Source organism: Mongoliibacter sp. (assembly GCF_007692705.1).
GTDB lineage: Bacteria > Bacteroidota > Bacteroidia > Cytophagales > Cyclobacteriaceae > Mongoliibacter.
Map to the genome: position 1 here is coordinate 1 of NZ_REBN01000203.1, position 21,262 is coordinate 21,262.

Genomic DNA, 21,262 nt, shown 5'->3' on the forward strand with positions numbered 1-21,262 from the left:
TTTTCAATGCGACTTTCTACACCTATCCGCAGATGCCCGAAATCATGGAATATTGGCGGCTATATAATGATTATCAGGTAGAAATTGGAGGTGATCCGCAGGTGGGAGCCAGGCTGGGAGATCTTTTGGAAGAGACCGGGTATAATGATATTCAGCTCAGGAGTGGAGGGTTTCACTTGGACAGTAGACAGGCTGAGGAAAAGGATAAGGTCTTTTTTTATTGGAAAAACCTTATGAGTTCAGGAGCTCCACTATTGGTAGAGGAAGGAATAGTTACTCCCCAGCAAGTATTGGAGATGCAGTTGGCTATGGATAAACTGAGGACCATGCCTGAATCAGTATTTTATTATAGGTTTATACAGGCCACTGCTTTGGCATAATATGTATATTCGGAATCGTACTGGTATTTGCAGCAAAGACCTACTTGTAGTTCAACTATTATACGGGTAGATACCTGCCCGAAATGTGTTGTGTGTAACAGCCAAGTTAGTTATTGATAATACCCCAAAATGATCTTAATTCTAAATTGCTAGATTATCACTGAAGAAACCAATAATCACTTGGTATAATTTATGAAAGTTCTAAAAAGAGTTTTTCGTTTAGTTTTGAAGTTGATCCTTGGATTCTTTCTCGTTTCCATAGGCCTGACTGTTCTTTATAAATTTGTACCGGTGCCCATCACGCCATTGATGGTGATCAGACTCTATGAACAGGCTACAGACAGTGAGAAATCCATGAAGCTTTACAAAGACTGGGTTTCAATGAGTAAAATTTCCAAAAATGCTCCTCAGGCCGTCATTGCTTCAGAAGATCAAAAGTTTATGACTCACAATGGGTTTGATTGGGATGAAATGAAGAAAGTGTGGGAAAACAATAAGCAAGGTAAAAAGGTAAGAGGGGCAAGTACTATCTCCCAACAGACGGCAAAGAATGTTTTTTTATGGCCTGGGAGAAACTTAATTAGAAAAGGATTGGAAGCTTATTTTACCTTTTTGATAGAATTTATTTGGGGCAAGGAGCGGATCATGACAGTGTATCTCAATGTCATTGAAATGGGAGAAGGGATCTATGGTATAGAAGCTGCTGCTCAGCATAATTTCCAAAAGCCTGCTGAAAAACTAAGTAGAAATGAATCTGCTCTGATTGCGGCAGTTTTACCAAACCCAAGGAGGTGGACACCTTCCCGGCCTACGCCTTATATCTTGGGGAGACAAGCTTGGATTCTCAGGCAAATGAATAACCTAAAACAAGTTGAAATGGGAGTTTGATCAGATCAAGGCCAGGACTTCATCCAAGTATTCTCTGGTATTGGAGAGCCTAGGCACTTTGTTTTGTCCGCCAAGTTTGCCTTTTCCTTTCAGCCATTTTTGGAAAACACCTGAATTGACCAAATGGACTTTTGGTGCAGACAATGCTAAATCTTTATAGCGCTTGGCATCATAATCAGAATTGATTTCCCGAAGTGTCTGATCTAAAATTTCACAAAATATCTTTTCGTCATTCGGGAAAGTTTGGAACTCCACTACCCATTCATGGGCACCTTTACTTTCTGATCCTCCAAAGTATACAGGGGCTGCTGTGAAATTGGTAATTGTTGCCATAGTGGCATCTGCTGCTGCCTGAATGGCTCTTTCTGCATTTTCTACAATCACTTCTTCCCCAAAAGCATTGATAAAATGCTTTGTTCTTCCAGAAATTTTAAAACGGTAAGGATCGGTATTTGTAAATTTTATCGTATCTCCGATTTTATATCTCCACAAACCCCCATTTGTAGTAATGATGAGGGCATAATTTTTACCTATTTCCACTTCCCAAAGGGGAATGACCTTTGGATGCTCATTGTCCCATTCTTCCATAGGGATAAATTCATAAAAAATGCCGTAATCCAGCATCAAAAGCAATTCATCTGAGTCTCTCTGATCCTGTATCCCAAAAAATCCTTCAGATGCATTATAGGTTTCCATGTACCTCATTTTATCTGAAGGAATTAATTCTCTGAAAAGTTTTTTATAGGGGCCGAACGCAACAGCCCCATGAAAAAAGACTTCCAGGTTAGGCCATACCTCAAGAATATTATTAGCCCCGGTGATTTCCAGGATTTTTTGTAACAACACTATCGTCCAGGTGGGTACACCGGACATACTGACTATATTTTCATCTTTGACCTCTAGGGCCATTCTTTCAATTTTAGACTCCCATTCACTCATCAGGGCTACCTCAAGACTGGGTGTTCTCGCCAATTGCGCCCAAAGAGGCATGTTGTGCATGATTACTGCAGAAATATCCCCCACCTGGCTGTTACTGTTTTTAGCGCTAAGGTTTTTTGTTAGACTTCCTCCAATGGTCAGGTTTTTACCTGCAAACAATTTGCTTTCAGGATAATTATTGACATAGATGGATAGCATGTCTTTTCCTGCTTTGAAATGACAGTCTTCCAATGATTCCTGAGAAACTGGAATAAACTTACTTCTACTGGATGTAGTTCCGGAAGATTTTGAAAACCATTCTATATTACTTGGCCAGATGACGTTTTGATGCCCTTTCATTGTTTTTTCAATGTAGGGTTTCATCTGTTCATAGTCATGAATCGGAACTTTTGCAGCAAAATCTTCATAAGAATTTATGTGGATAAAATTATATTTTTTCCCAAACTCTGTAGTTTTTCCAAATTCGATCAACTCATCAAATACATTTTTCTGGGTTCTGAAAGGTTGATTCTTGAAATTTTCAATCTGGCCTATGCGGTTTTTCAGAATCCAGGTAATAAAAGAATTGACTACCTCCATCAGTTAAAAATTTTACGTTTCAGTTCAAAATGTTGCCCCAGGTATACACGTCTAACCTGTTCGTCGGCTGCCAATTCTTCTGCGGTTCCTGCTTTCAGGAGTTTTCCCTCAAACATCAGGTAAGCCCTGTCAGTAATGGAGAGGGTTTCGTTTACATTATGATCGGTAATGAGGATCCCGATATTTTTGTTTTTGAGTTTGGCAACAATAGTTTGGATTTCTTCTACAGCAATTGGGTCTACACCTGCAAAAGGTTCATCCAAAAGTACAAATTTGGGGTCTACAGCAAGGGCTCTGGCAATTTCCGTTCTTCTTCTTTCTCCACCGGAGAGTACCATACCAAGGTTCTTTCTGACATGCGTAAGGCTAAACTCCTCTAGAAGACTTTCTACCTTCTCTTTGCGTTCAGCTTTATTTTTATTTGTCATTTCAAGAACAGCCATAATGTTTTCTTCTACGGAGAGTTTTCTGAAAACTGAGGCTTCTTGAGCAAGATATCCAATACCCAATTTGGCCCTTTTGTACATAGGGAGCTTGGTAATATTTTGCTTCTCTAAAAATATCTCACCATGATTGGGTTGAATTAACCCCACAATCATGTAGAATGAAGTTGTTTTACCTGCACCATTAGGACCAAGCAACCCTACAATCTCACCTTGTTCTACTTCAACGGAAATGTCGTTAACAACTCTTCTTCCCTTATAGATTTTCACCAAATTATCTGCCCTAAGCTTCATCCTTAATCAAATTTTATATCCTTCACGTAAAGTTGAAGGGTGCTGTTGTTCCTAAAAGTATTCTCCCTGATCTCAAAAGCCAAATCGAAACGCATTTTTCGTAGAAGCATTTTATAAATGATCTCATCAGGATAGATGTTTTTGTCTGCCATTCCAAAGGCAATACATATAGGTTTGGTGTCTTGACCATCCTGCACTACATTGAACCTGAGGTGCTTGTCCTTTAAGACCCTTACGTTTTCGGCGAAGACCTGCTTGAGGCAAAATATCGGTTCAGGATTTCCAGGCCCAAATGGAGACATTTGTTTGAGAATATTGTAAAATTTGTAATTGACCTGATCAAGAAGAATTTCATCATCTATTTCCAATACAGGCTTTAGGTGAATATCACTGATTCTTGCGCTGACCACTTCTTCAAATTTTTCTTGAAAAGCAGGTACTTTATCTACGGCCATAGTTAACCCTGCCGCGTATTTGTGACCTCCAAACTGTTCCAATAACTCACTACATTCTTCAATGGCTTCATAAATATTAAAGTCAAAAACAGAACGTGCAGAACCTGTGGCTTTATTGTTTGACTCAGTCAGGATTATAGTCGGTCTATAAAATTTTTCAATACACCTACTGGCCACAATTCCAATGACACCCTTATGCCAATCTTCCTTGTAGAGTACCGTAGATTTCATTTGCCGAACCTCTTCCATTGTCTCAATCATAGAGAGAGCTTCTTTCGTGATGTTTTCGTCAAAGTTTTTTCTGGCAGAATTTACTGTATCTACCAATTCTGCTCTGGCCAAGGCGTCCTCCAAATCAGCTGCAATCAACAATTCGACCGAAGCCTTAGCATGCTCAAGTCTCCCTGAAGCATTGATTCGTGGGCCTATTTTGAAAACAATATCAGAAATTTCCAGGTCTTTTTCGATCCTGCTTTTCATAATAAGTGCCTTTATTCCAGGTCTGGGATTGTTGTTGATTCTTTCAATACCGTAGAAACTCAAAATCCTGTTTTCTCCGGTAATGGGAACAATATCTGCAGCAATGCTGATCGCCAGAAGGTCCAGAAAAGTCATGACCTTAGCTTCGTCGTGTCCTTTATGTTTCGCAAAAGCCTGAACCAACTTGAAACCTACCCCGCATCCACTCAACTCTTTGTATGGGTATAGGCAGTCTGTTCTTTTCGGATCCAGAATGGCAACTGCTGGAGGCAACTCGTCCCCAGGGGTATGGTGGTCGCAGATGATAAAATCAACTCCAAGTTCTTTTCCAAGCTTGACTTTTTCTATGGCTTTGATACCACAGTCCAGTGATACAATGAGGCTAAAATTATTTTCTGCTGCAAACCGAACGCCTTTTTCTGAAATCCCATAACCTTCTTTGTACCTGTCAGGAATATAAAAACTGACTTTATCATAAAATTGTCGTAGGTAACCGTACATCATGGCTACTGAAGTAGTGCCATCCACGTCGTAGTCTCCATATACGAGGATTTTCTCATTATTTTGTATTGCTTTATCCAAACGCCCCACCGCTTTGTCCATGTCTTTCATGAGGAGGGGGTCATGGAGTTTATCCAAGTCAGGACGAAAAAAGTCCTTTGCTTTTTGAAAAGTTTCTACGTCTCTGTTGACCAACATATTAGCCAAAATGGAATTGACGTTGATTTCCTTACTCAATTCCGCCACGGTTTTCATGTCGGCTTTTTCTTTAATCATCCATTTGTATTCCATTAGGCTAAATTACTAAAGTCGAGCGCTAAATTCAGGTTAGACAAATCATTTATTTTGAGCTTTAAAACGAAGGACTCTATAAAAGGCAATATCCCGGTGGAAATGTTCTGTTGGTTTATTGTAATTGAATAAGTAAAAGTGAGCCCTTAATTTCCGCTACCAGACTGACATTCAAGTGTACATTATCGTAAATTAACTTTTCAGCAAGATTTTCAAAATTGTTTCCAGACCTATATTCGATATGATTTTTTGTTCGATCGAATATCATGTCTCCCGTGGCAATAAATTTATTTCTATTTTGTCTGGCAATTCAATTACCATTAGAATAGGAAATCATAGATAAGTTTAAAGTCTAAAAGGAAAATTTCATAAAAAGAATTTTTAGCTATTTTTGGAAATGGACAAAGCAATCACTACAAATTTTGACAAGGCCCTGCGTATGATGAAACATCTGGGCTTTGAGGTAATCAAAGAGGATAGAAACAGACCTTGGGGAGGTTTTTTGGTCATCAATGAAGATCAAGCAGCAGCTTTTGCAAAACAGTTTTTTCCTGAGGAGGATTTTGAAGCGCTAAAAATTTCTGATAAACTGAGTCCTAAGATTCTCTTAGTAGCACCTGAAAAAAGACTTTCTTGGCAATACCATCACAGGAGAGCGGAGATATGGAGGTGTATTTCAGGTCAGGTGGCTGTGGCTACATCGATGACTGATATAGAAAGTGCACAACATGATTTGAAGGAAGGAGATAAAATCAAATTGCAACAAGGTGAAAGGCACAGGTTGATAGGTTTGGAAGAATGGGGAATGGTAGCTGAAATCTGGCAACATACAGACGCTTCAAAACCTTCAGATGAAGATGATATTGTGCGTCTCCAAGATGATTTTGGGAGATAATATTATTTATTGGAATTACTTTGCAGTTTTTTAGCCTCTTCCCAGTAGATATCCATTTCAGCAAGACTCATATCTTCCAGCTTTTTGCCGGAGGATTTTGCCGATTGCTCCAGGTGCTGAAAGCGCTTGATAAACTTCAGGTTGGTTTTTTCCAATGCTTCTTCAGGATTGATTTCTATAAAACGGGCATAATTGATCAGGGAAAATAAAAGGTCACCGAACTCACCGGTGGCTTTTTCTTTATCTATTTCTTTTTCATCCGTCGCATTGAATTCAGTTTTGAATTCCATCATTTCCTCCTCGACTTTTTCCCAGACCTGATGCTTTTCCTCCCAGTCAAAGCCAACACCGCGGGCTTTTTCCTGGATTCTCATCGCTTTGATAAGTGCGGGGAGTGACCTGGGAACTCCACCTAGTACGGAGACATTCCCTTTTTCCTTAAGTTTGATCTTTTCCCAGTTTTCCTTGACGGTTTTCTCGTCATTTGCTTCAATGTCTCCATATATATGAGGATGCCTTCTTATGAGCTTTTCACAAAGGCTATCGATCACAGAGGAAATATCAAAAGCTCCTTTTTCCGAACCTATTTTCGCATAAAAAACAATATGGAGTAAAATGTCACCCAGTTCTTTTTTGATCTCATTGAGGTCATTTTCCAGAATGGCATCGGAGAGTTCAAAAGTTTCTTCAATAGTCAGGTGTCTCAGGCTATCTATGGTCTGCTTTTTATCCCAAGGGCATTGTTCCCTCAGTTCATCCATAATGGTCAATAACCTGTCAAATGCAGCTAGCTGTTCTTTTCTCTGTGACAATTGGGACATAAGGGGGGAAACTATTCGTAAAGTGAGGACGTTTTGAAAGTATTACGTAAATTTGTGCAAATTTAATTGATATGGCAACCTTATATTTGACTTTAGGCTTCTTGGCATTATTCTTCATCTTGATGTCGGTAAGACTTATTTTATTGAAAAATGGAGAATTTAAAGGAACTTGTGCTTCACAGAATCCTTATTTGAATAAAGATGGCGGTACCTGTAGCTATTGTGGTAAAACAGTAGATGCTGATAGCAGTTGCGGAAACCCCGATAACGAGGTAGATAAGGTTATGTCCAGATTTAAATAATTCCTTTCAAGCTCTTGGTTAATCCAGGATTTTTCAATTTCACCTTTTATAAATTTTATGGCTTTAATTAAATCAATCTCTGGCATCAGGGGAACCATTGGTGGCAAACCCGGAGAAGGTCTTACTCCTTTAGATGTAGTCAAGTTTACAGCTGCTTACGGTAGTTGGGTCATCAGCCACACCAACAATCCAAAAGTAATCATTGGAAGAGACGCAAGGATTTCAGGAGAAATGGTTTCAAAACTTGTCAGTGCAACTTTGCAGGGTTTGGGAATCCATGTTGTGGACTTGGGACTAAGTACTACTCCGACTGTGGAATTGGCTGTGCCTTTGGAAAAGGCTGGAGGAGGAATTATTCTTACTGCGAGCCATAATCCCATTCAATGGAATGCATTAAAGCTTTTGAACGATAAAGGCGAGTTTATTTCTGACTCGGAAGGTAAGGCTATTTTGGATAGTGCTGAAAAGGAAGACTTCTCATTTGCAGAGGTTAAAAAAATAGGTGCTTACACTAAAATTGATGATTACATAGACAGACATGTGCAGCATGTATTAGGGCTAAATCTTGTAGATATACAAGCCATCAAAGATAGAAACTTCAAAGTTGTTATTGATTGCGTCAATTCTACCGGAGGCATAGCACTTCCTAAGCTTTTAAGAGCGCTGGGAGTTGAAGAAATTGAGGAAATGTATTGTACACCCAATGGGCATTTCCCTCATAATCCAGAGCCACTTCCTGAAAATCTCAGAGATATTTCTGAGAAATTGCAAAAAGGTAAATTTGACTTAGGTATAGTAGTAGATCCAGATGTGGATAGACTTTGCTTTATGAATGAGGATGGAAGCCCATTTGGTGAAGAGTATACCCTTGTGGCAGTTGCAGACTATATATTGTCCCAAACTCCTGGTAATACTGTTTCCAACTTAAGTTCTACCCGTGCCTTGCGGGATGTAACTGAAAAAAGAGGAGGTCAATACCAAGCAGCAGCTGTGGGTGAGGTGAACGTGGTCAACAAAATGAAAGAGACCAACGCGATCATTGGAGGAGAAGGAAATGGTGGGGTAATTTATCCTGAGTCTCATTATGGCAGGGATGCACTTGTAGGTATAGGCCTGTTTTTGACCCACTTGGCCAAGTTTGGAAAAAGTATTTCAAGGTTGAGGGCTACTTATCCCAACTATTATATATCCAAAAACAAAATAGAGCTTACTCCGGATATCAATGTAGATCAGGTATTGGAGGCAATCAAAAATAAATATAAAAAACAGCCTATCAATGACATTGATGGGGTGAAAATTGAATTTGAAAAAGAGTGGGTTCACCTTAGGAAATCCAACACGGAACCGATTATAAGAATTTATTCAGAATCGGAATCTCAAGCTACAGCTGAACACTTGGCCAATAAAATCATCATGGATATCAAAGAGGTGATTACAGGTTCCTGATTGACAATTAGCAACCGATAAACCCAAAGATTTCAACCCAAATACTTGAAGAATGAGAGTTTACTTTGATAATGCTGCCACTACGGCTATGGATGATCGGGTAGTTGAAGCCATGATTCCTTATATGAAGGAGCATTATGGCAATCCATCTTCCGTACATAGTCATGGCAGGGAAGTAAGAACCGCTATAGAAAAGGCCAGGAAAAAGGTGGCAGAATTACTCAATGCCAGTCCTTCTGAAATTTTTTTTACATCGGGAGGTACTGAGGCGGATAATACGGCATTGGTATGTGGAATTGATACTTATGGAATAAAGCATGCCATAACCTCACCCATTGAACATCATGCGGTACTGCACACATTGGAGCATTGTGCAAAAAAAGGCAATATCACATTGAGCATGGTTAGGGTAAATGATAAGGGAGATGTAGACCTGGACCATTTGGAGGAGCTATTGAAATCCCATCCGGGTTCCATGGTATCATTGATGCAAGCCAATAATGAAATAGGCAATATCAATGACCTTCATGCCATAGGTAATCTTGCCAAAGCTCATGATGCTTTTTTTCATTCAGATACTGTTCAGACTATGGGGCACTATGCCCATGATCTTAAAAAAATACCGGTAGATGCAGTGGTGGCAGGTGGCCATAAGTTTCATGGACCAAAAGGATCAGGATTTCTTTATGTCAGAAAGGATAAAAAAATCCATCCCTTTATATACGGAGGAGCCCAGGAAAGGAATATGAGGGGGGGGACTGAAAATGTCATTGGCATTGTTGGAATTGCGAAAGCACTTGAATTGGCCTATGAGGATATGGATAACCATAGAACTCATATAGAAAACCTGAAGAAGCATTTTATAGATAGTTTGAAGCAGCATATACCCGATGTCAGTTTCAATGGGCAGTCAGCTGACCTTCAGAAGAGTCTCTACACAGTACTCAATGTAAGCTTACCATTTTCAGAGGAAAATTCCGGCATGTTGCTTTTCAACTTGGACTTGAATGGGGTGTCTGCTTCGGGCGGATCTGCATGCAGCAGTGGTGCCTCTGTAGGTTCACATGTACTAAGGAGTTTGAAGACAGATCCACAAAGAGAGTCTGTGAGATTTTCATTCAGCAGGTATAATACTTTGGAAGAAGTAAACTATACTGTGGAGAAACTCAAAGAATTTTATGGAGTAACCGTTTAGTGCTTATTGCAAGTATTATTATAAAAATTAGCCAGTTGTTAACTGGCTTTTATTTTTTTTACAACTAATTCTTTGATAACACAAAACTAATTCATTATTTTTCATAAAAATGTAGCCATGAAAAATACTGTTTTAATCCTAACTGTTCTTTTACTCTTTTCCTGTAAGTCGTCTGATGAATCAAAGATTTCTGAAGGAATAAAGCACCTTGAATTCAAGATTGATACGGTCATGGTGGATGCCAAAGATGAAATTCTAATGGCTGGTTCCAACTTGTATATGTCCGACCTTAGTAAGGATAAGCAATATCTTTTTAAGTTTGATGACAAGCAGTATCTACTGGAAATGATTGACTTGGATAATCTGGAATTGGTCAGAAAAATACAATTTGAAAAGGATGGGCCGAAGGGTTTGGGTAATTACTTGAATTTCTTCTCCTACATTTCGGAGGATGAATATGCTTTTTCAAGTTTCATGAACAGTTTAATTGTCAATGAAAAGGGTGAAAGATTGTGGGAATTCAACTTTAGAAATCAAAAATTTGAAGGTGAACAATTGGATGAAGGTGAGGATTTATCTCCTGGCTATACTTTTACAAAGGGGAAAGATGAATTCTATACCCGTATTTCTAAGCACCCTAAGCATAGCAACTTCATAGCAAAGGTAAATACAATTGAAAATACGGTCAAGAGGATTGAAATCCCACAATTTGAGAAGTTAAAAGATTTTCAGATCCATATGGAGATGGAAGGTCGTGGCATGATGACCCTACATTCTTCTATTTACCTTCAGCCTTGGAATGATGATTTGATCATCAGTAATAATATTTTTAATGAGATCATCATTTATAAGTCTAAGGAGGATACTGTGATTGAGAGGAATTTTGAAAGTAAACTCACCCCAAATAGCAAAACCGCCAATTTTAAAACCTTAGTCACCTCTCAAGAAGAAATGGGTGCTGAATATGGGAAAATGAAGAGTCAAATAGAATTTGGCCCTTTTTTGTTTGATGAGTCTAATAACAGGTATTATAGGCTATCAAACTTGTCCAAATTGAACCCTGATGGTGAATTTGAGAAGTCAGATGTATTCTTGACAGTGTTTGATAAAGACCTCCAAATGATAGGAGAAGCCAAAATTAGTGAGTATGAAAAATCTCCATCCAGTTCTCATTTTACCAAAGACGGCGCAATCTGGCTACATGAAAATATTGACGATGAGTTGGGTTTTATCAGGATTAAGGTTTTGGAAAATTCCTAGATTTTCATTTCCAAAGCTATCTTTACCAGCTCCACAGCCGTATTTACTCCTAGTTTGAGGTGGATTTTCTTCCTATGGGCCTCTACGGTATGCTGACTGAGACTTAAGATTTCGGCTATTTCTTTATTCATTTTCCCATCCTTTATCATTTTGATGATTTCCAGTTCCCTGCGTGAAAGTTTGAATTTTTCCTTGAAGTAATCAGGGTAACCGTCAGGTTCACTTTGAAAAATCACCCTTTTGTAATCCAGGACATATGTTCCTTGAAAGACTTCTTTTATGGTGTAGATCAACTCATCCGGATCTGAACCTTTGAGCACATAAGCATTTGCTCCATTTTTGACAGCCTTGTCATAAATTGTTTGATCATCATACATGGAAAGCACAATGATTCTGGCATGTGGCGAAAAGCTTCTGATTGTATTGATTACACCCAATCCATCCATTTTGGGCATATTCATATCAGTCAGGATGATATCTACTGAGTTTTGTTTTACGAACTCAACAAGGTCTTTACCATTGTGGAAAAGACCTACTATTTTAAACTCTTCCTCTTCTTCCAAAAGACCTTGAATTCCTTTGGCAAACATTTTATGGTCATCAGCTAATGCTATTCTTATCATGAATTTAATGGGGGGAGTGATTAAATCAATTTATAAGATAGTATGAACTGCCTATTTTGGCAAATAAAGTTTGATAAGCGTCCCTTTATCCATCTCTGAATGTACTTGGAATTCACCTTCCAGCATTTTCATTCTCTTTTTAAGATTGCTCATTCCCAAGCCTTCACTTTGGGCGTGTGTATCGAAACCAACCCCATCGTCTTGAATCTGAATGAGTTTATGTATCTGATCATTATTGATCAGAATTGAAATCTTGGTGGGGGATGCATGTTTGATGGCATTGTTTAGGACTTCCTGTATGATTCTGATCAATATCAGTTTTTTATCTTGCGGCAGGTCGAGTGGTTCACCTTTAATTGTAAGATTTGTTTTACAGAATTCAGCAACTTCCAATTTTTCCAATTCCCGTTTGATAAAATCCTCGATACTGATGGATTCTACCCAGTCTACGTTTAGGGACTTGGAAAGACTCCTTATTTCTTTTATGACTTGGTTGATGATGGAGCGTCCTTCTGAAATGGATTCTGGATTGGACCTTGCAAAATTGATTTTTGCCAGAGAAAGCATTTGGCCGATATTGTCATGAAGTTCTCTGCCTACATGAGAAAGGGTATCTTCCTGGATTTCTTTTTCCACATTCAGGATGGTATTTTCAAACTCAGCTTGGAGGGAAGCCATTTTCTGCCTGTTTTCCAGTTGTCTTTGCCTGTGGTAGATCACCATAATAACGATGAAAGACACCATCAATAGCATCAGAAAAAAACCTAGCAGGATAATCACAAATAAATCGGAGCCGCTGGTGTTATCCATTTAATTTATTTTAGGGTGCTTGAGATGTGTTATTTTTAAAATTTTTGATTTTATAAATATCTAAGATAATTTAATACACTTTAAAATCCTGTATCAAACTAATAACAAATGCATTCCATTTTTAAAACGTATGAAGATTCGGGTAAGTGGTACTATATAAGGAGCGGTGAATATCAACTGGAAATTCTGATTAGCTAGGAATTTTTTGAGATTTGATCACCAAAGGTACATAAAATGCCAAGCCCATAGTCAGATACATCAAGATGCTCAATGCCCTGATTAAATAATAAACTTTGTACACAAGGGCATAATTTTGTGGATTGACCAGAGGAATTGCAGCAAAAAACATTAAAGAGCAGGCATAAAAAAACATGATTGCTGTGACAATCCAAAATGTGGGGACTGACACTATATTCACATTTTGGTACTTCTCTTCTTTGATTAAAGAATAGAAAAAATATATACAGCAAATAATCAATAAAAAAGCTGAGGGTAAAAATGAGTAGGTCTGAAAAATAGAAGTGATAGGTTGAAAGAAAAGTGAATTGATCAAAGCCCACATCATCAATAGCAATGCCGAAATAATTATGCTTTGTCTTACTTTTTTAAGACTGAAGTTGAGGTAAAAAAAATAGAGTATAAGCAAGGTTTCAGCATGAACAAACAAAAGATTATGGAAGAGGGAACTGTTCTGGGAGTTTAGAATAGAGTAGGCACCATAAGTTTCTAGAACAGCCACCATAAGAATGATAGCAAAAATCAGCCTATGGTATTTTTTATTTTGCGCATCTACCACAAAAAAAGCCGGAATACTTAACAAAACAGCCAGCCAAATCAACCCGGGATAAATATATAATATCAAATCTCAGTAGGTGGCGGTTGGCAAAAAGGAGGGCAAAGCGTGCCTCCATTTTTATAAGTCCCTTCGTCTTGTACGTCCACGATTCCCTCTTCGGTGCGGTTGGCAGGAGCCAAGGCCAAGGAAAGCATACCTATATATTTTTCGCGGTCTTCCCTGTCTTTTGGCAGGATGTCCAGGTTTTCTTTGGTATACACACCCAAGTACATTTTGATTCCACCTGTTCGTGGGTCAGCCATTTTGAGTAGTTTCTCTAGGATTTCTCGGTCAAAATAAATCCAGTCGGTTTCCCTTTTAATAGGTAGGCCATCTGCTCCTATGGCTTTTTCGCCTTTTTGGATAGATTCCCTATAGGCTGATAAAAAACTTTTGAATTGTCTATTGTCCATAGTTTTAAAGTTAATAGAATAAAAATTAATTATGAATCTCTTAAGACGAATTGGTTTTTACTAACAATACTTATCGTTAAGCTTAACATCACTTTTAAAAACCAAAGGGGCATAAAAAGCCAAGCCCATAACCAGGTACATGGCAGCACCCAATATTTTGATCAAAAAATTTAGTTGGCTAAAGAGCTGCATGCCCATACTGTCAAAAGAAAAATTAAATGAAAGAAAATACAGAAAAGAACAGGCATAAAAGAACATCAAAAAAGATACAATCCAGAAAGAGGGAATTGAGATCAGGTTTTTGTTTTCAAATCGGTTATTTGAAAAAATACTATAGAAAAAATATAAGCTTATCCCAATAATCATTAAACTACTCAATGCCCAAGTGTAATTCTGAAAAGAAGTGGTAATAGGCTGGGAATAAAGCGAGTTCATAAGTATGAAAAAGAGATAAATTACCCACAGTATAAGGATATATTTATTTCGATCTATCAAAAAATAGAAATAAAGGAAAATCAAAGAAATCCCAATCAATAGATATCCTGTATTGGCAATGAAATAATTATTGATCCCCATACTGCCAAGTTGTTTTGACCTAAACTCCGTAGCACTTATTACCAAAAGTTTAACAAACACAATAGTATGTATTATTCTATTTTCTTTAGATGCTATAAAGAAGTAGGGAATACTCAGAAGCATTCCCAGAATAATTAATCCATTGTACCAGTATATAGGCCCCATAAATTAGATTTAGGGATTACATGAGGGAGGACATAAATCTCCAGCATTCATTGGGCTAGTCCCGTCACCACTTTCTAAGCTTTCCGTTTTCAGGTCAGTATCAGTTGATACCTCACTGTAAATATCTTTATATTCTTTTGCGGTCTTGTCACAGGCAACCAATGCAACGGATACCATTCCTATATATTCTTCTCTGTTTTTTCTGTCTTCAGGCAGCATAGACATGTTGTTTTTGTCGTACTGTCCAAAATAGATTTTGACACCTCCGATTTTGGGGTCTGTCATATCCAGGAGTTTTTGGATGGAGTCCCTGTCAAACCAAACCCAGTCAGATTGTTCATTGACAGGTTTTCCCTGTGCATTTTCAGCTTTGATACTTTTTTTAGCCGATTTTTGATAGGCTTTTCTAAAGCCTTCCAGTTCTTCTCGAGTCATGACTGTGGGTTTTGGTTTTAATATATCACAATAAAAGATTTGCTTCCATCATGAAAATGCGTGTCCACTTTGTTTTTTATTGAGATCATCAAAATGGGGTAAAATAAAAGCAATTCCAAATGCAAAGTACATCAACCCAGCCATGAGTTTATTGATCGTAAAAGCAATATTGACATTTTTAATAATTATTTCCGGATAAAAATAATAGGTTCCAAATAAAATAACGGCCTCCAGATAAAAGAAAAGTATAGCAGAACTGATCCAAAAGTGAGGTGTTGAAAGGAGACTCTTTTGCGTATAGACTTCCAAATTCAACAATTGATGAAGCAAGCGTATGGCGAGGGTAATTAAAAATACAGCGAAAGGCAAAAGAGAAAAATATTGAAGTGCTCCCGCAATAGGTTCAAGAAACAAAGAATTGACTATACCCCAAACCCCTAAGGTTCCACTGATTTGGAGTATTCTTTTTCGCCAAAAAAGATTTTGTTCGAGCGTGTAGAAGTAGGCGATAAGTAAAAATGACTCCAAATAAACCCAACCAATGTTGTAGATAAGGGTATTGTTGATGCGTTGACGCGCCGTATAAAACCCAATCAACTCTACGACCAAGACTAGAGCCAAGGTATAAGTGATGATATTGATTTGTATTCTGGGAATGGATTTTAGATAAAACCTGAGCCACAAAATCAATATTAAACTGGCTCCAATTATAAAGTGATATAATGTAGGCAAATTGATAAAGTATTTGAAAGTCGAAATCTAAGGTAAAAACCAAAGCCAAAAAATACCCTGTACAGGGTATTTTTGAAGCAAAATGACACAAAAAAAGGAGTTGAATCGCTCCAACTCCTTTTTTTTGATAAGAAAACATTTTTTTACGTCTCTTTACTTGTAATCTGAATACTTAGCATTGATTTTTTTAAAAACAATATCCATTTGTATCCAACTTGCCTGCGGCAGGCAGGTATCAATAAATATCGAAATGGGATATAGAGAAAGTCTCTATTCCATTACTTGAATCTATGCTGTTTTTTTGCTTGGTGTTACTGGAGCCGTATTTTCAGCTTCCAGCTCTTTTTTCATCAAATCCACTACGATTGGAGTCGCAATATAGATGGATGAATAAGTACCGACCAAGACACCGATCAATAGTGCAAAAGAGAAACCTCTCAATACCTCACCACCGAATATTAACAACACCAATACCACAATCAAAGTAGTGGCAGAGGTGATCAATGTTCTTGCCATGGTTTGGTTGATGGCATCGTTGAACATTTTCACCAATTTGGATGTACCTCTGTTGCTGATGTTTTCTCTGATTCTATCAAATACAATCACGGTATCGTTAATAGAGTAACCTACGACTGTCAATACCGCAGCTATAAATACCTGATCAATTTCGAAAGTGGCACCTAGAGCAGTGGCAATGGCAAATGCTGCTATAACGAAGAATACGTCATGCACCAAGGCTATTATGGACCCCAAAGAGAACTGCCACTTACGGAATCTCAATAATATATAAAGGAAGATGGCCACTATGGCAAAGAACATGGCGCTTGCAGAAGAGTTCTTGATGTCATCTGCTACAGTAGCGCCTACTTTGGATGAGCCAGTGATAGCAAACTGATCTTCAGAAATGTTTGAAGCATCTGTGGTAAAGGTTAACCCCAATACCGAAGCTATTCCTTCTCTCACTTTTGTTTCTACTTCTTTGTTTGATTCATCATCATCTTCATTGATAAGGTAAGAAGTAGTCACTTTCATAACATTGTTACCACCGTAAGATTTCACCTCAATGGAACCGTCAAACTCTCCATCTAGTCCGACTTTAAGTTCAGAAGCAGAAACAGGCTCTGAAAATTCCACAATATATGACCTACCACCGGTGAAATCTACACCGAATTTCAATCCACTGATTGCCGCGATAGCCATACCGACCACAATGATGGAAGTAGAAATTAAATAAGCAATTTTTCTTTTGCCTAAGAAATCAATATTCAGTTCGCTTAAAACATTTCTTGCAAGCGGAGTTTCGAAGGAAACATTGCTTTTTTCTCCCTTAGCTGTCATCCAGCTTACAATTACCCTGGTAATAAATACAGCAGAGAAGAATGAGGAGGCAATACCAATCATCAATACAATAGCAAAACCTTTTACAGGCCCCTGACCCAAGGAATAAAGGATAGCACCTGTAAGGAAAGTCGTTACGTTGGAGTCAAGGATAGCTGAGAAGGCTTTATTGTAACCCTGATTGATGGCTACAAGTAAACCAGCTCCATTCCTGAGTTCTTCTTTGATCCTCTCAAAGATCAGGACATTGGCATCAATCGACATGCCTATAGTCAGTACGATACCCGCAATACCAGGTAGTGTCAGTGCTGCGCCAAGCTGTGCGAGAATACCCAAAATAAAGAAGATATTAAACACTAGTGCTGCAATGGCAACCAAGCCACCTTTGGCATAATAGGCTACGATAAATAGCACTACCAGTGCAAGACCTGCTACCATAGAGATCAACCCCTGATTTAAGGCTTCTTTACCCAATGTTGGGCCGATAATGGCTTCTTCTACGATTCTTGTAGGTGCCGGCAATGAACCTGACTTCAGGATGTTGGCCAAATCTTTGGCTTCTTCAATGCTGAAGTTTCCAGTGATTTCAGACTGTCCAGAAGGAATTTCACTTTGCACCACAGGAGCGGTATATACAAAATCATCCAATACTACTGCAATTCTTTTTCCGATGCTTTCAGAAGTCAGTTTTCTCCATCTTCTTGCACCTTCAGCGTTCATCTGCATGCTGACAGCTGGTCTGGAAGTTTGGTCCAAAGTCTGTCTTGCATCTGTGACAACATCACCTTCTAGAGGTGCTTGGTCACTTGCCCTGTTGTATCTGATTCCAAACAGCTCCAACAACTCTAAATTGCCTTCTACCATTGGCTTTACAGACCAAAGGAATTTTACATTTCGTGGTAGGAGAGATTTCACATCTTCTCTAGCCAATAGACGGTTGATGGTAACAGTATCTCTTACTTCATATACCAATCCCTGATTGGACCTGGTCAAGGAAAATATTGGTGAGACCTCTGAGGAGAAATCATCAGAACCTGACTCTTCCGCCAATTGTCTTTCCAACTCTGAAGCCAATTCTTCTTCTTCAGTCATTTCCTCGTCTTCATCCTGCTCTTCTGCAGCAGGACTTTCTTGGCTGGCAGACTTTTGTTCTGCTACCAAAAGACTGTTGACAGCTTCAAGTTCACTGATATAGTCTTGGATTTCTGCTACTTCCCAGAATTGCAGTTTTGCAACTCCTTGCAATAAGTTTCTAACCCTTTCAGGATTATCTACTCCAGGAAGCTCAATCTGAATTCTTCCGGAACCCTGAATTCTCTGAATATTGGGTTGGGATGTACCAAATCTGTCCACCCTTGTTCTGAGGATATTGAAAGAACGCTCAATGGCATTTTCAATCTCATCATCTATAATTCCTAGGATTTCTGAATCTGAAGATTCTAAGGAAATACGGCCTCTGTTTGCTGCTGTAGCAAAAATCTCACTCAACTTTCTGTTTGGAGCGGCTTTCTGCCACTCTGAACTGAATATGTTGACAAATTTTTCATTTGTGGTTTTGGAAGCCTCTGTGGCGCGGTTCAGCGCAGTATTAAAAGCTGGGTCTTTTGAATTTCCGGAAAGACCTTTCAAAATCTCAACTGGAGAAACTTCCAGAGTCACGTGCATACCACCTTGAAGGTCTAGTCCAAGTCCAAGTTCCGTTTCTTTGATTTCTTTGTAGGTGAATTTGGCACCTAAGAAATTGTACACCGGCTCTCTATAAATAGAGTCTAAGTACGCTTGTTTTTTGGCAAAATCTACATTGCCTACCTCATCTGTGGCATATTCCACAGCCTTTTGGTTGAAATTGTTCGATACAAATGTAAATGACAGGTAGTACAGACAAAGCGCTGTAATAATCACGGTCAAAAACACTACGACACCTTTGTTACGCATAGTAATTATGAATTTATAGTTATTTACTGATTGATTGGGCCATTATGTAAATGGCAATAAAGCGGGAAGAATTAAAAAAATTCAGGGAGCATTGGGAGATATAATCCTTTCCAATAGGATTTCCCAATAGGGTAAAGTTATAGGTAAGGCTAAAGCCGGACCTGCAACGTTTATTTTTTCAATTTTAAGATTTTCATAAATCAGGTAAAAAATCTGCTGACCTACTACGGTTATAAAAGGTACTACCGCATCTACTGCGACATTCAGAAAAGTCTGATTTTCTCCATTATCCTTTTGATTTTGGGATAATTCCTTTTTGTCTGAATTTGACTTGGTATCAGTGTTTTGAACAAATTCAGCACCCGTTACCAACATGCAAAATGCAAGAACAAGAATCAAACTGATCCTTTGCTTCCATATGTTGATATTTTGCTGCTCTTTATTCATGGAGCGCAAATATATAGCAAATAGTTTTGAGATTGAAAGAAATCTTGCAAAAACAAGTTAAATACCTGGTTTAATGAAGATTAGGTGCGTTTTCAGTTTTTGCTCTCAGGTACACTCTTATTACTTCTAATGCCCTTTCAAAATTTCTATTATTCGGAACAATGATATCAGCATCATGCTTGAATGGTTCTATGTACTTTTCATAAGTAGGCATTACATGCATTTCATACCTATAAAGTACATCGTCAAGATCATAGCCCCGCTCTACTTTATCCCTTACAATCCTCCTTTTGAGTTTGATGTATTCTTTTGCATCGATAAAAATTTTCAAGTCCAATAAATCAGCAAGCTCAGGATAATATAGCACAAAAATACCTTCTACAACGACCACGGGAGCGGGTGCAAATTCTAAGGTTTTTGGCTTTTTATTAGGGTTATTGAAGGTATACTCTTGCCTGTAAACAGTCTCTCCATTGCCGATTTTGCGGATGTCATCGGCGTATTGCTCAAAGTCTATGGAGTTTGGGGTGTCAAAATTATGAACCCCCTTATCGTCAATAGGCTGCAGGTGCCTTGGTCTGTAATAATTGTCCTGAGAAATCAAACAAACCTGGCCCGGTTCGAAAGTATGCAATAGCTTATCTAAAAAAAGTGTTTTTCCTGAGGCGCTACCACCTGTAATTCCTACAATAAAGGGCTTCTTCATGGGAGACAAAAATAGTGATTATTTTAGAAACCTTACCAATTCCTTTACAGCCTTACCTCTATGACTGATTTCATTTTTCTCCTCCATACTTAGTTCTGCAAATGTTTTTTCGAAGCCAACTGGCTTAAATATCGGGTCGTAACCAAAACCACCTGTACCGCTTCTTTGCTGCAATATTTCCCCTTCTGCTACCCCTGTAAAACTGTTTTCCTTTCCTCCCTGTATCAAAGCGATCACTGTCTTAAACCTTGCTTTTCTATTTTCCTTACCTTTCATTTTGCTCAAAAGCAGGTCAATATTCCTTTGATCGCTCCTTGGCTCACCAGCAAACCTGCCTGAATATACCCCTGGGGCACCAGACAGGGCTTCTACCTCCAGGCCAGTATCATCGGCAAAACAATCTACACCATAATTGTCATATACATGCCGGGCTTTTTGAAAAGCATTGTGTTCCAAGGTATCACCTGTTTCTGGTAATTCTTCATGACAGCCAATTTCTGAAAGTGAAACTATGGTGAATCCATGCCCAAGAGCAGATTTTACCTCCTCTATTTTCTTTTGGTTATTCGTAGCAAAACAAATTTTCATCATGTATAAAGATGCTCAAAAATATAGAAACAAAAAATCCCCCGTTGTGGCGGGGGATTTTATAATTGATTTATCCTTACTAGGTGATGAGGATTAAAATCAGTAGGATGATGATGATCGCGCCTACGGAAAGGTAGACACCTCCACCAATTTCTTTGGCCTCTTTTTTCATTTCTCTGAGCTCATCCCTCATTTCTTTTCTTTCTTCTTTACTCATGTCTGAGAAATCTGAGGACTTGATTTCTTCAACCCTATTCTCGATTTCAGCCAGTCTTGTCTGTTGTTCTTCAGTAAGTTCTGGTTTTTCTTTTTTAGTGGTTTCTGCTGAGCTGGCTGGCACAAATGCCGCCATCATAAACATTACCGATAAAAAATAAGCTAACTTTTTCATACGTTATTAATTTAGGTGAATGAAACTATTAAACGATAAAACGTAATTCCTGAAAACCAAGAATTAGACCAAACTCATTTTGGTATCATCCAAATTAGT

22 protein-coding genes and 1 pseudogene are annotated in these 21,262 nt (G+C 38.4%); 7 read left to right on the forward strand and 16 right to left on the reverse strand.

Going from position 1 to position 21,262, the window contains the following annotated elements:
- Together EA341_RS14290 and mtgA are read left to right on the forward strand one after the other, a co-directional pair.
- Positions 1 to 380 (forward strand): annotated as a pseudogene (locus EA341_RS14290) (SAM-dependent methyltransferase); the annotation flags it as partial.
- A gap of 192 nt (positions 381 to 572) precedes the next feature.
- A complete protein-coding gene (gene mtgA, locus EA341_RS14295) occupies positions 573 to 1,268 on the forward strand; it encodes a monofunctional biosynthetic peptidoglycan transglycosylase (RefSeq protein ID WP_293015752.1) in 696 nt (231 codons plus the stop codon).
- Here mtgA and EA341_RS14300 read toward each other — a convergent pair whose 3' ends face one another.
- From EA341_RS14300 to recJ, 3 genes are read right to left on the reverse strand one after another with little or no spacing between them, the layout of a single operon-like run.
- On the reverse strand, positions 1,269 to 2,786 hold the full coding sequence (locus EA341_RS14300) for a GH3 auxin-responsive promoter family protein (RefSeq protein ID WP_293015754.1): 1,518 nt from the start codon (positions 2,784 to 2,786) through the stop codon (positions 1,269 to 1,271).
- Positions 2,786 to 3,523 carry an LPS export ABC transporter ATP-binding protein gene (lptB, locus tag EA341_RS14305; RefSeq protein ID WP_293015756.1) on the reverse strand — a complete coding sequence of 246 codons (738 nt, stop codon included), beginning with the start codon at positions 3,521 to 3,523 and terminating at the stop codon, positions 2,786 to 2,788. Before lptB ends, EA341_RS14300 begins: the two co-directional genes overlap by 1 nt.
- A 2-nt stretch (positions 3,524 to 3,525) precedes the next feature.
- On the reverse strand, positions 3,526 to 5,250 hold the full coding sequence (gene recJ / locus EA341_RS14310; RefSeq protein ID WP_293015758.1) for a single-stranded-DNA-specific exonuclease RecJ: 1,725 nt from the start codon (positions 5,248 to 5,250) through the stop codon (positions 3,526 to 3,528).
- A 397-nt stretch (positions 5,251 to 5,647) separates the two neighbouring features.
- On the opposite strand from recJ, the gene EA341_RS14315 reads away from it, so the two are divergent.
- On the forward strand, positions 5,648 to 6,145 hold the full coding sequence (locus tag EA341_RS14315) for a phosphoheptose isomerase (RefSeq protein ID WP_293015760.1): 498 nt from the start codon (positions 5,648 to 5,650) through the stop codon (positions 6,143 to 6,145).
- A gap of 2 nt (positions 6,146 to 6,147) precedes the next feature.
- Here EA341_RS14315 and mazG read toward each other — a convergent pair whose 3' ends face one another.
- Positions 6,148 to 6,966 carry a nucleoside triphosphate pyrophosphohydrolase gene (gene mazG / locus EA341_RS14320; RefSeq protein WP_293015762.1) on the reverse strand — a complete coding sequence of 273 codons (819 nt, stop codon included), beginning with the start codon at positions 6,964 to 6,966 and terminating at the stop codon, positions 6,148 to 6,150.
- Between the two features lie 71 nt (positions 6,967 to 7,037).
- Between mazG and EA341_RS14325 the strand changes: the two genes are divergently transcribed.
- From EA341_RS14325 to EA341_RS14340, 4 genes are all read left to right on the forward strand, one after another.
- Complete coding sequence (locus EA341_RS14325) at positions 7,038 to 7,268, forward strand: hypothetical protein (protein WP_293015764.1); 231 nt, start codon at positions 7,038 to 7,040, stop codon at positions 7,266 to 7,268.
- 57 nt (positions 7,269 to 7,325) lie between these two features.
- A complete protein-coding gene (gene glmM, locus EA341_RS14330) occupies positions 7,326 to 8,714 on the forward strand; it encodes a phosphoglucosamine mutase (protein WP_293015767.1) in 1,389 nt (462 codons plus the stop codon).
- 52 nt (positions 8,715 to 8,766) lie between these two features.
- Positions 8,767 to 9,909, forward strand: a complete 1,143-nt coding sequence (locus EA341_RS14335) for a cysteine desulfurase family protein (protein ID WP_293015769.1) — start codon at positions 8,767 to 8,769, stop codon at positions 9,907 to 9,909.
- Between the two features lie 117 nt (positions 9,910 to 10,026).
- On the forward strand, positions 10,027 to 11,169 hold the full coding sequence (locus tag EA341_RS14340) for a DUF4221 family protein (protein ID WP_293015771.1): 1,143 nt from the start codon (positions 10,027 to 10,029) through the stop codon (positions 11,167 to 11,169).
- Here EA341_RS14340 and EA341_RS14345 read toward each other — a convergent pair.
- The 12 genes from EA341_RS14345 to EA341_RS14400 all read right to left on the reverse strand — a co-directional run bounded on the left by EA341_RS14345 (position 11,166) and on the right by EA341_RS14400 (position 21,163).
- Positions 11,166 to 11,792 carry a response regulator transcription factor gene (locus tag EA341_RS14345; protein WP_293015773.1) on the reverse strand — a complete coding sequence of 209 codons (627 nt, stop codon included), beginning with the start codon at positions 11,790 to 11,792 and terminating at the stop codon, positions 11,166 to 11,168. The two genes, EA341_RS14340 and EA341_RS14345, sit on opposite strands and share 4 nt — an antisense overlap.
- 51 nt (positions 11,793 to 11,843) lie before the next feature.
- Positions 11,844 to 12,602 (reverse strand): ATP-binding protein, encoded by a 759-nt coding sequence (locus EA341_RS14350; protein WP_293015775.1) that lies wholly within the window; start codon positions 12,600 to 12,602, stop codon positions 11,844 to 11,846.
- 190 nt (positions 12,603 to 12,792) lie between these two features.
- Positions 12,793 to 13,464 (reverse strand): hypothetical protein, encoded by a 672-nt coding sequence (locus EA341_RS14355; RefSeq protein ID WP_293015777.1) that lies wholly within the window; start codon positions 13,462 to 13,464, stop codon positions 12,793 to 12,795.
- Positions 13,461 to 13,850, reverse strand: coding sequence for a hypothetical protein (locus EA341_RS14360; protein WP_293015779.1), 390 nt, complete (start codon positions 13,848 to 13,850; stop codon positions 13,461 to 13,463). The genes EA341_RS14355 and EA341_RS14360 overlap by 4 nt, the downstream gene beginning before the upstream one ends.
- A gap of 60 nt (positions 13,851 to 13,910) precedes the next feature.
- Positions 13,911 to 14,591: a hypothetical protein gene (locus tag EA341_RS14365; RefSeq protein ID WP_293015781.1), complete on the reverse strand. Its 681-nt coding sequence runs from the start codon at positions 14,589 to 14,591 to the stop codon at positions 13,911 to 13,913.
- 9 nt (positions 14,592 to 14,600) lie between these two features.
- Complete coding sequence (locus EA341_RS14370; RefSeq protein WP_293015784.1) at positions 14,601 to 15,026, reverse strand: hypothetical protein; 426 nt, start codon at positions 15,024 to 15,026, stop codon at positions 14,601 to 14,603.
- 48 nt (positions 15,027 to 15,074) lie between these two features.
- Complete coding sequence (locus tag EA341_RS14375) at positions 15,075 to 15,758, reverse strand: hypothetical protein (RefSeq protein WP_293015786.1); 684 nt, start codon at positions 15,756 to 15,758, stop codon at positions 15,075 to 15,077.
- A gap of 288 nt (positions 15,759 to 16,046) precedes the next feature.
- Positions 16,047 to 19,031 carry a protein translocase subunit SecDF gene (secDF, locus tag EA341_RS14380; RefSeq protein ID WP_293015788.1) on the reverse strand — a complete coding sequence of 995 codons (2,985 nt, stop codon included), beginning with the start codon at positions 19,029 to 19,031 and terminating at the stop codon, positions 16,047 to 16,049.
- 81 nt (positions 19,032 to 19,112) lie between these two features.
- Complete coding sequence (locus tag EA341_RS14385) at positions 19,113 to 19,478, reverse strand: hypothetical protein (protein WP_293015790.1); 366 nt, start codon at positions 19,476 to 19,478, stop codon at positions 19,113 to 19,115.
- 70 nt (positions 19,479 to 19,548) lie between these two features.
- Entirely contained in the window at positions 19,549 to 20,184 is a 636-nt protein-coding gene (udk, locus tag EA341_RS14390; RefSeq protein ID WP_293015792.1) for a uridine kinase, read from the reverse strand.
- Between the two features lie 18 nt (positions 20,185 to 20,202).
- The gene (locus EA341_RS14395) at positions 20,203 to 20,772 is read right to left on the reverse strand and encodes a non-canonical purine NTP diphosphatase (RefSeq protein ID WP_293015805.1); all 570 of its coding nucleotides are present in this window, start codon (positions 20,770 to 20,772) and stop codon (positions 20,203 to 20,205) included.
- 79 nt (positions 20,773 to 20,851) lie between these two features.
- Entirely contained in the window at positions 20,852 to 21,163 is a 312-nt protein-coding gene (locus EA341_RS14400) for a hypothetical protein (RefSeq protein WP_293015795.1), read from the reverse strand.
- Positions 21,164 to 21,262: the final 99 nt, after the last annotated feature.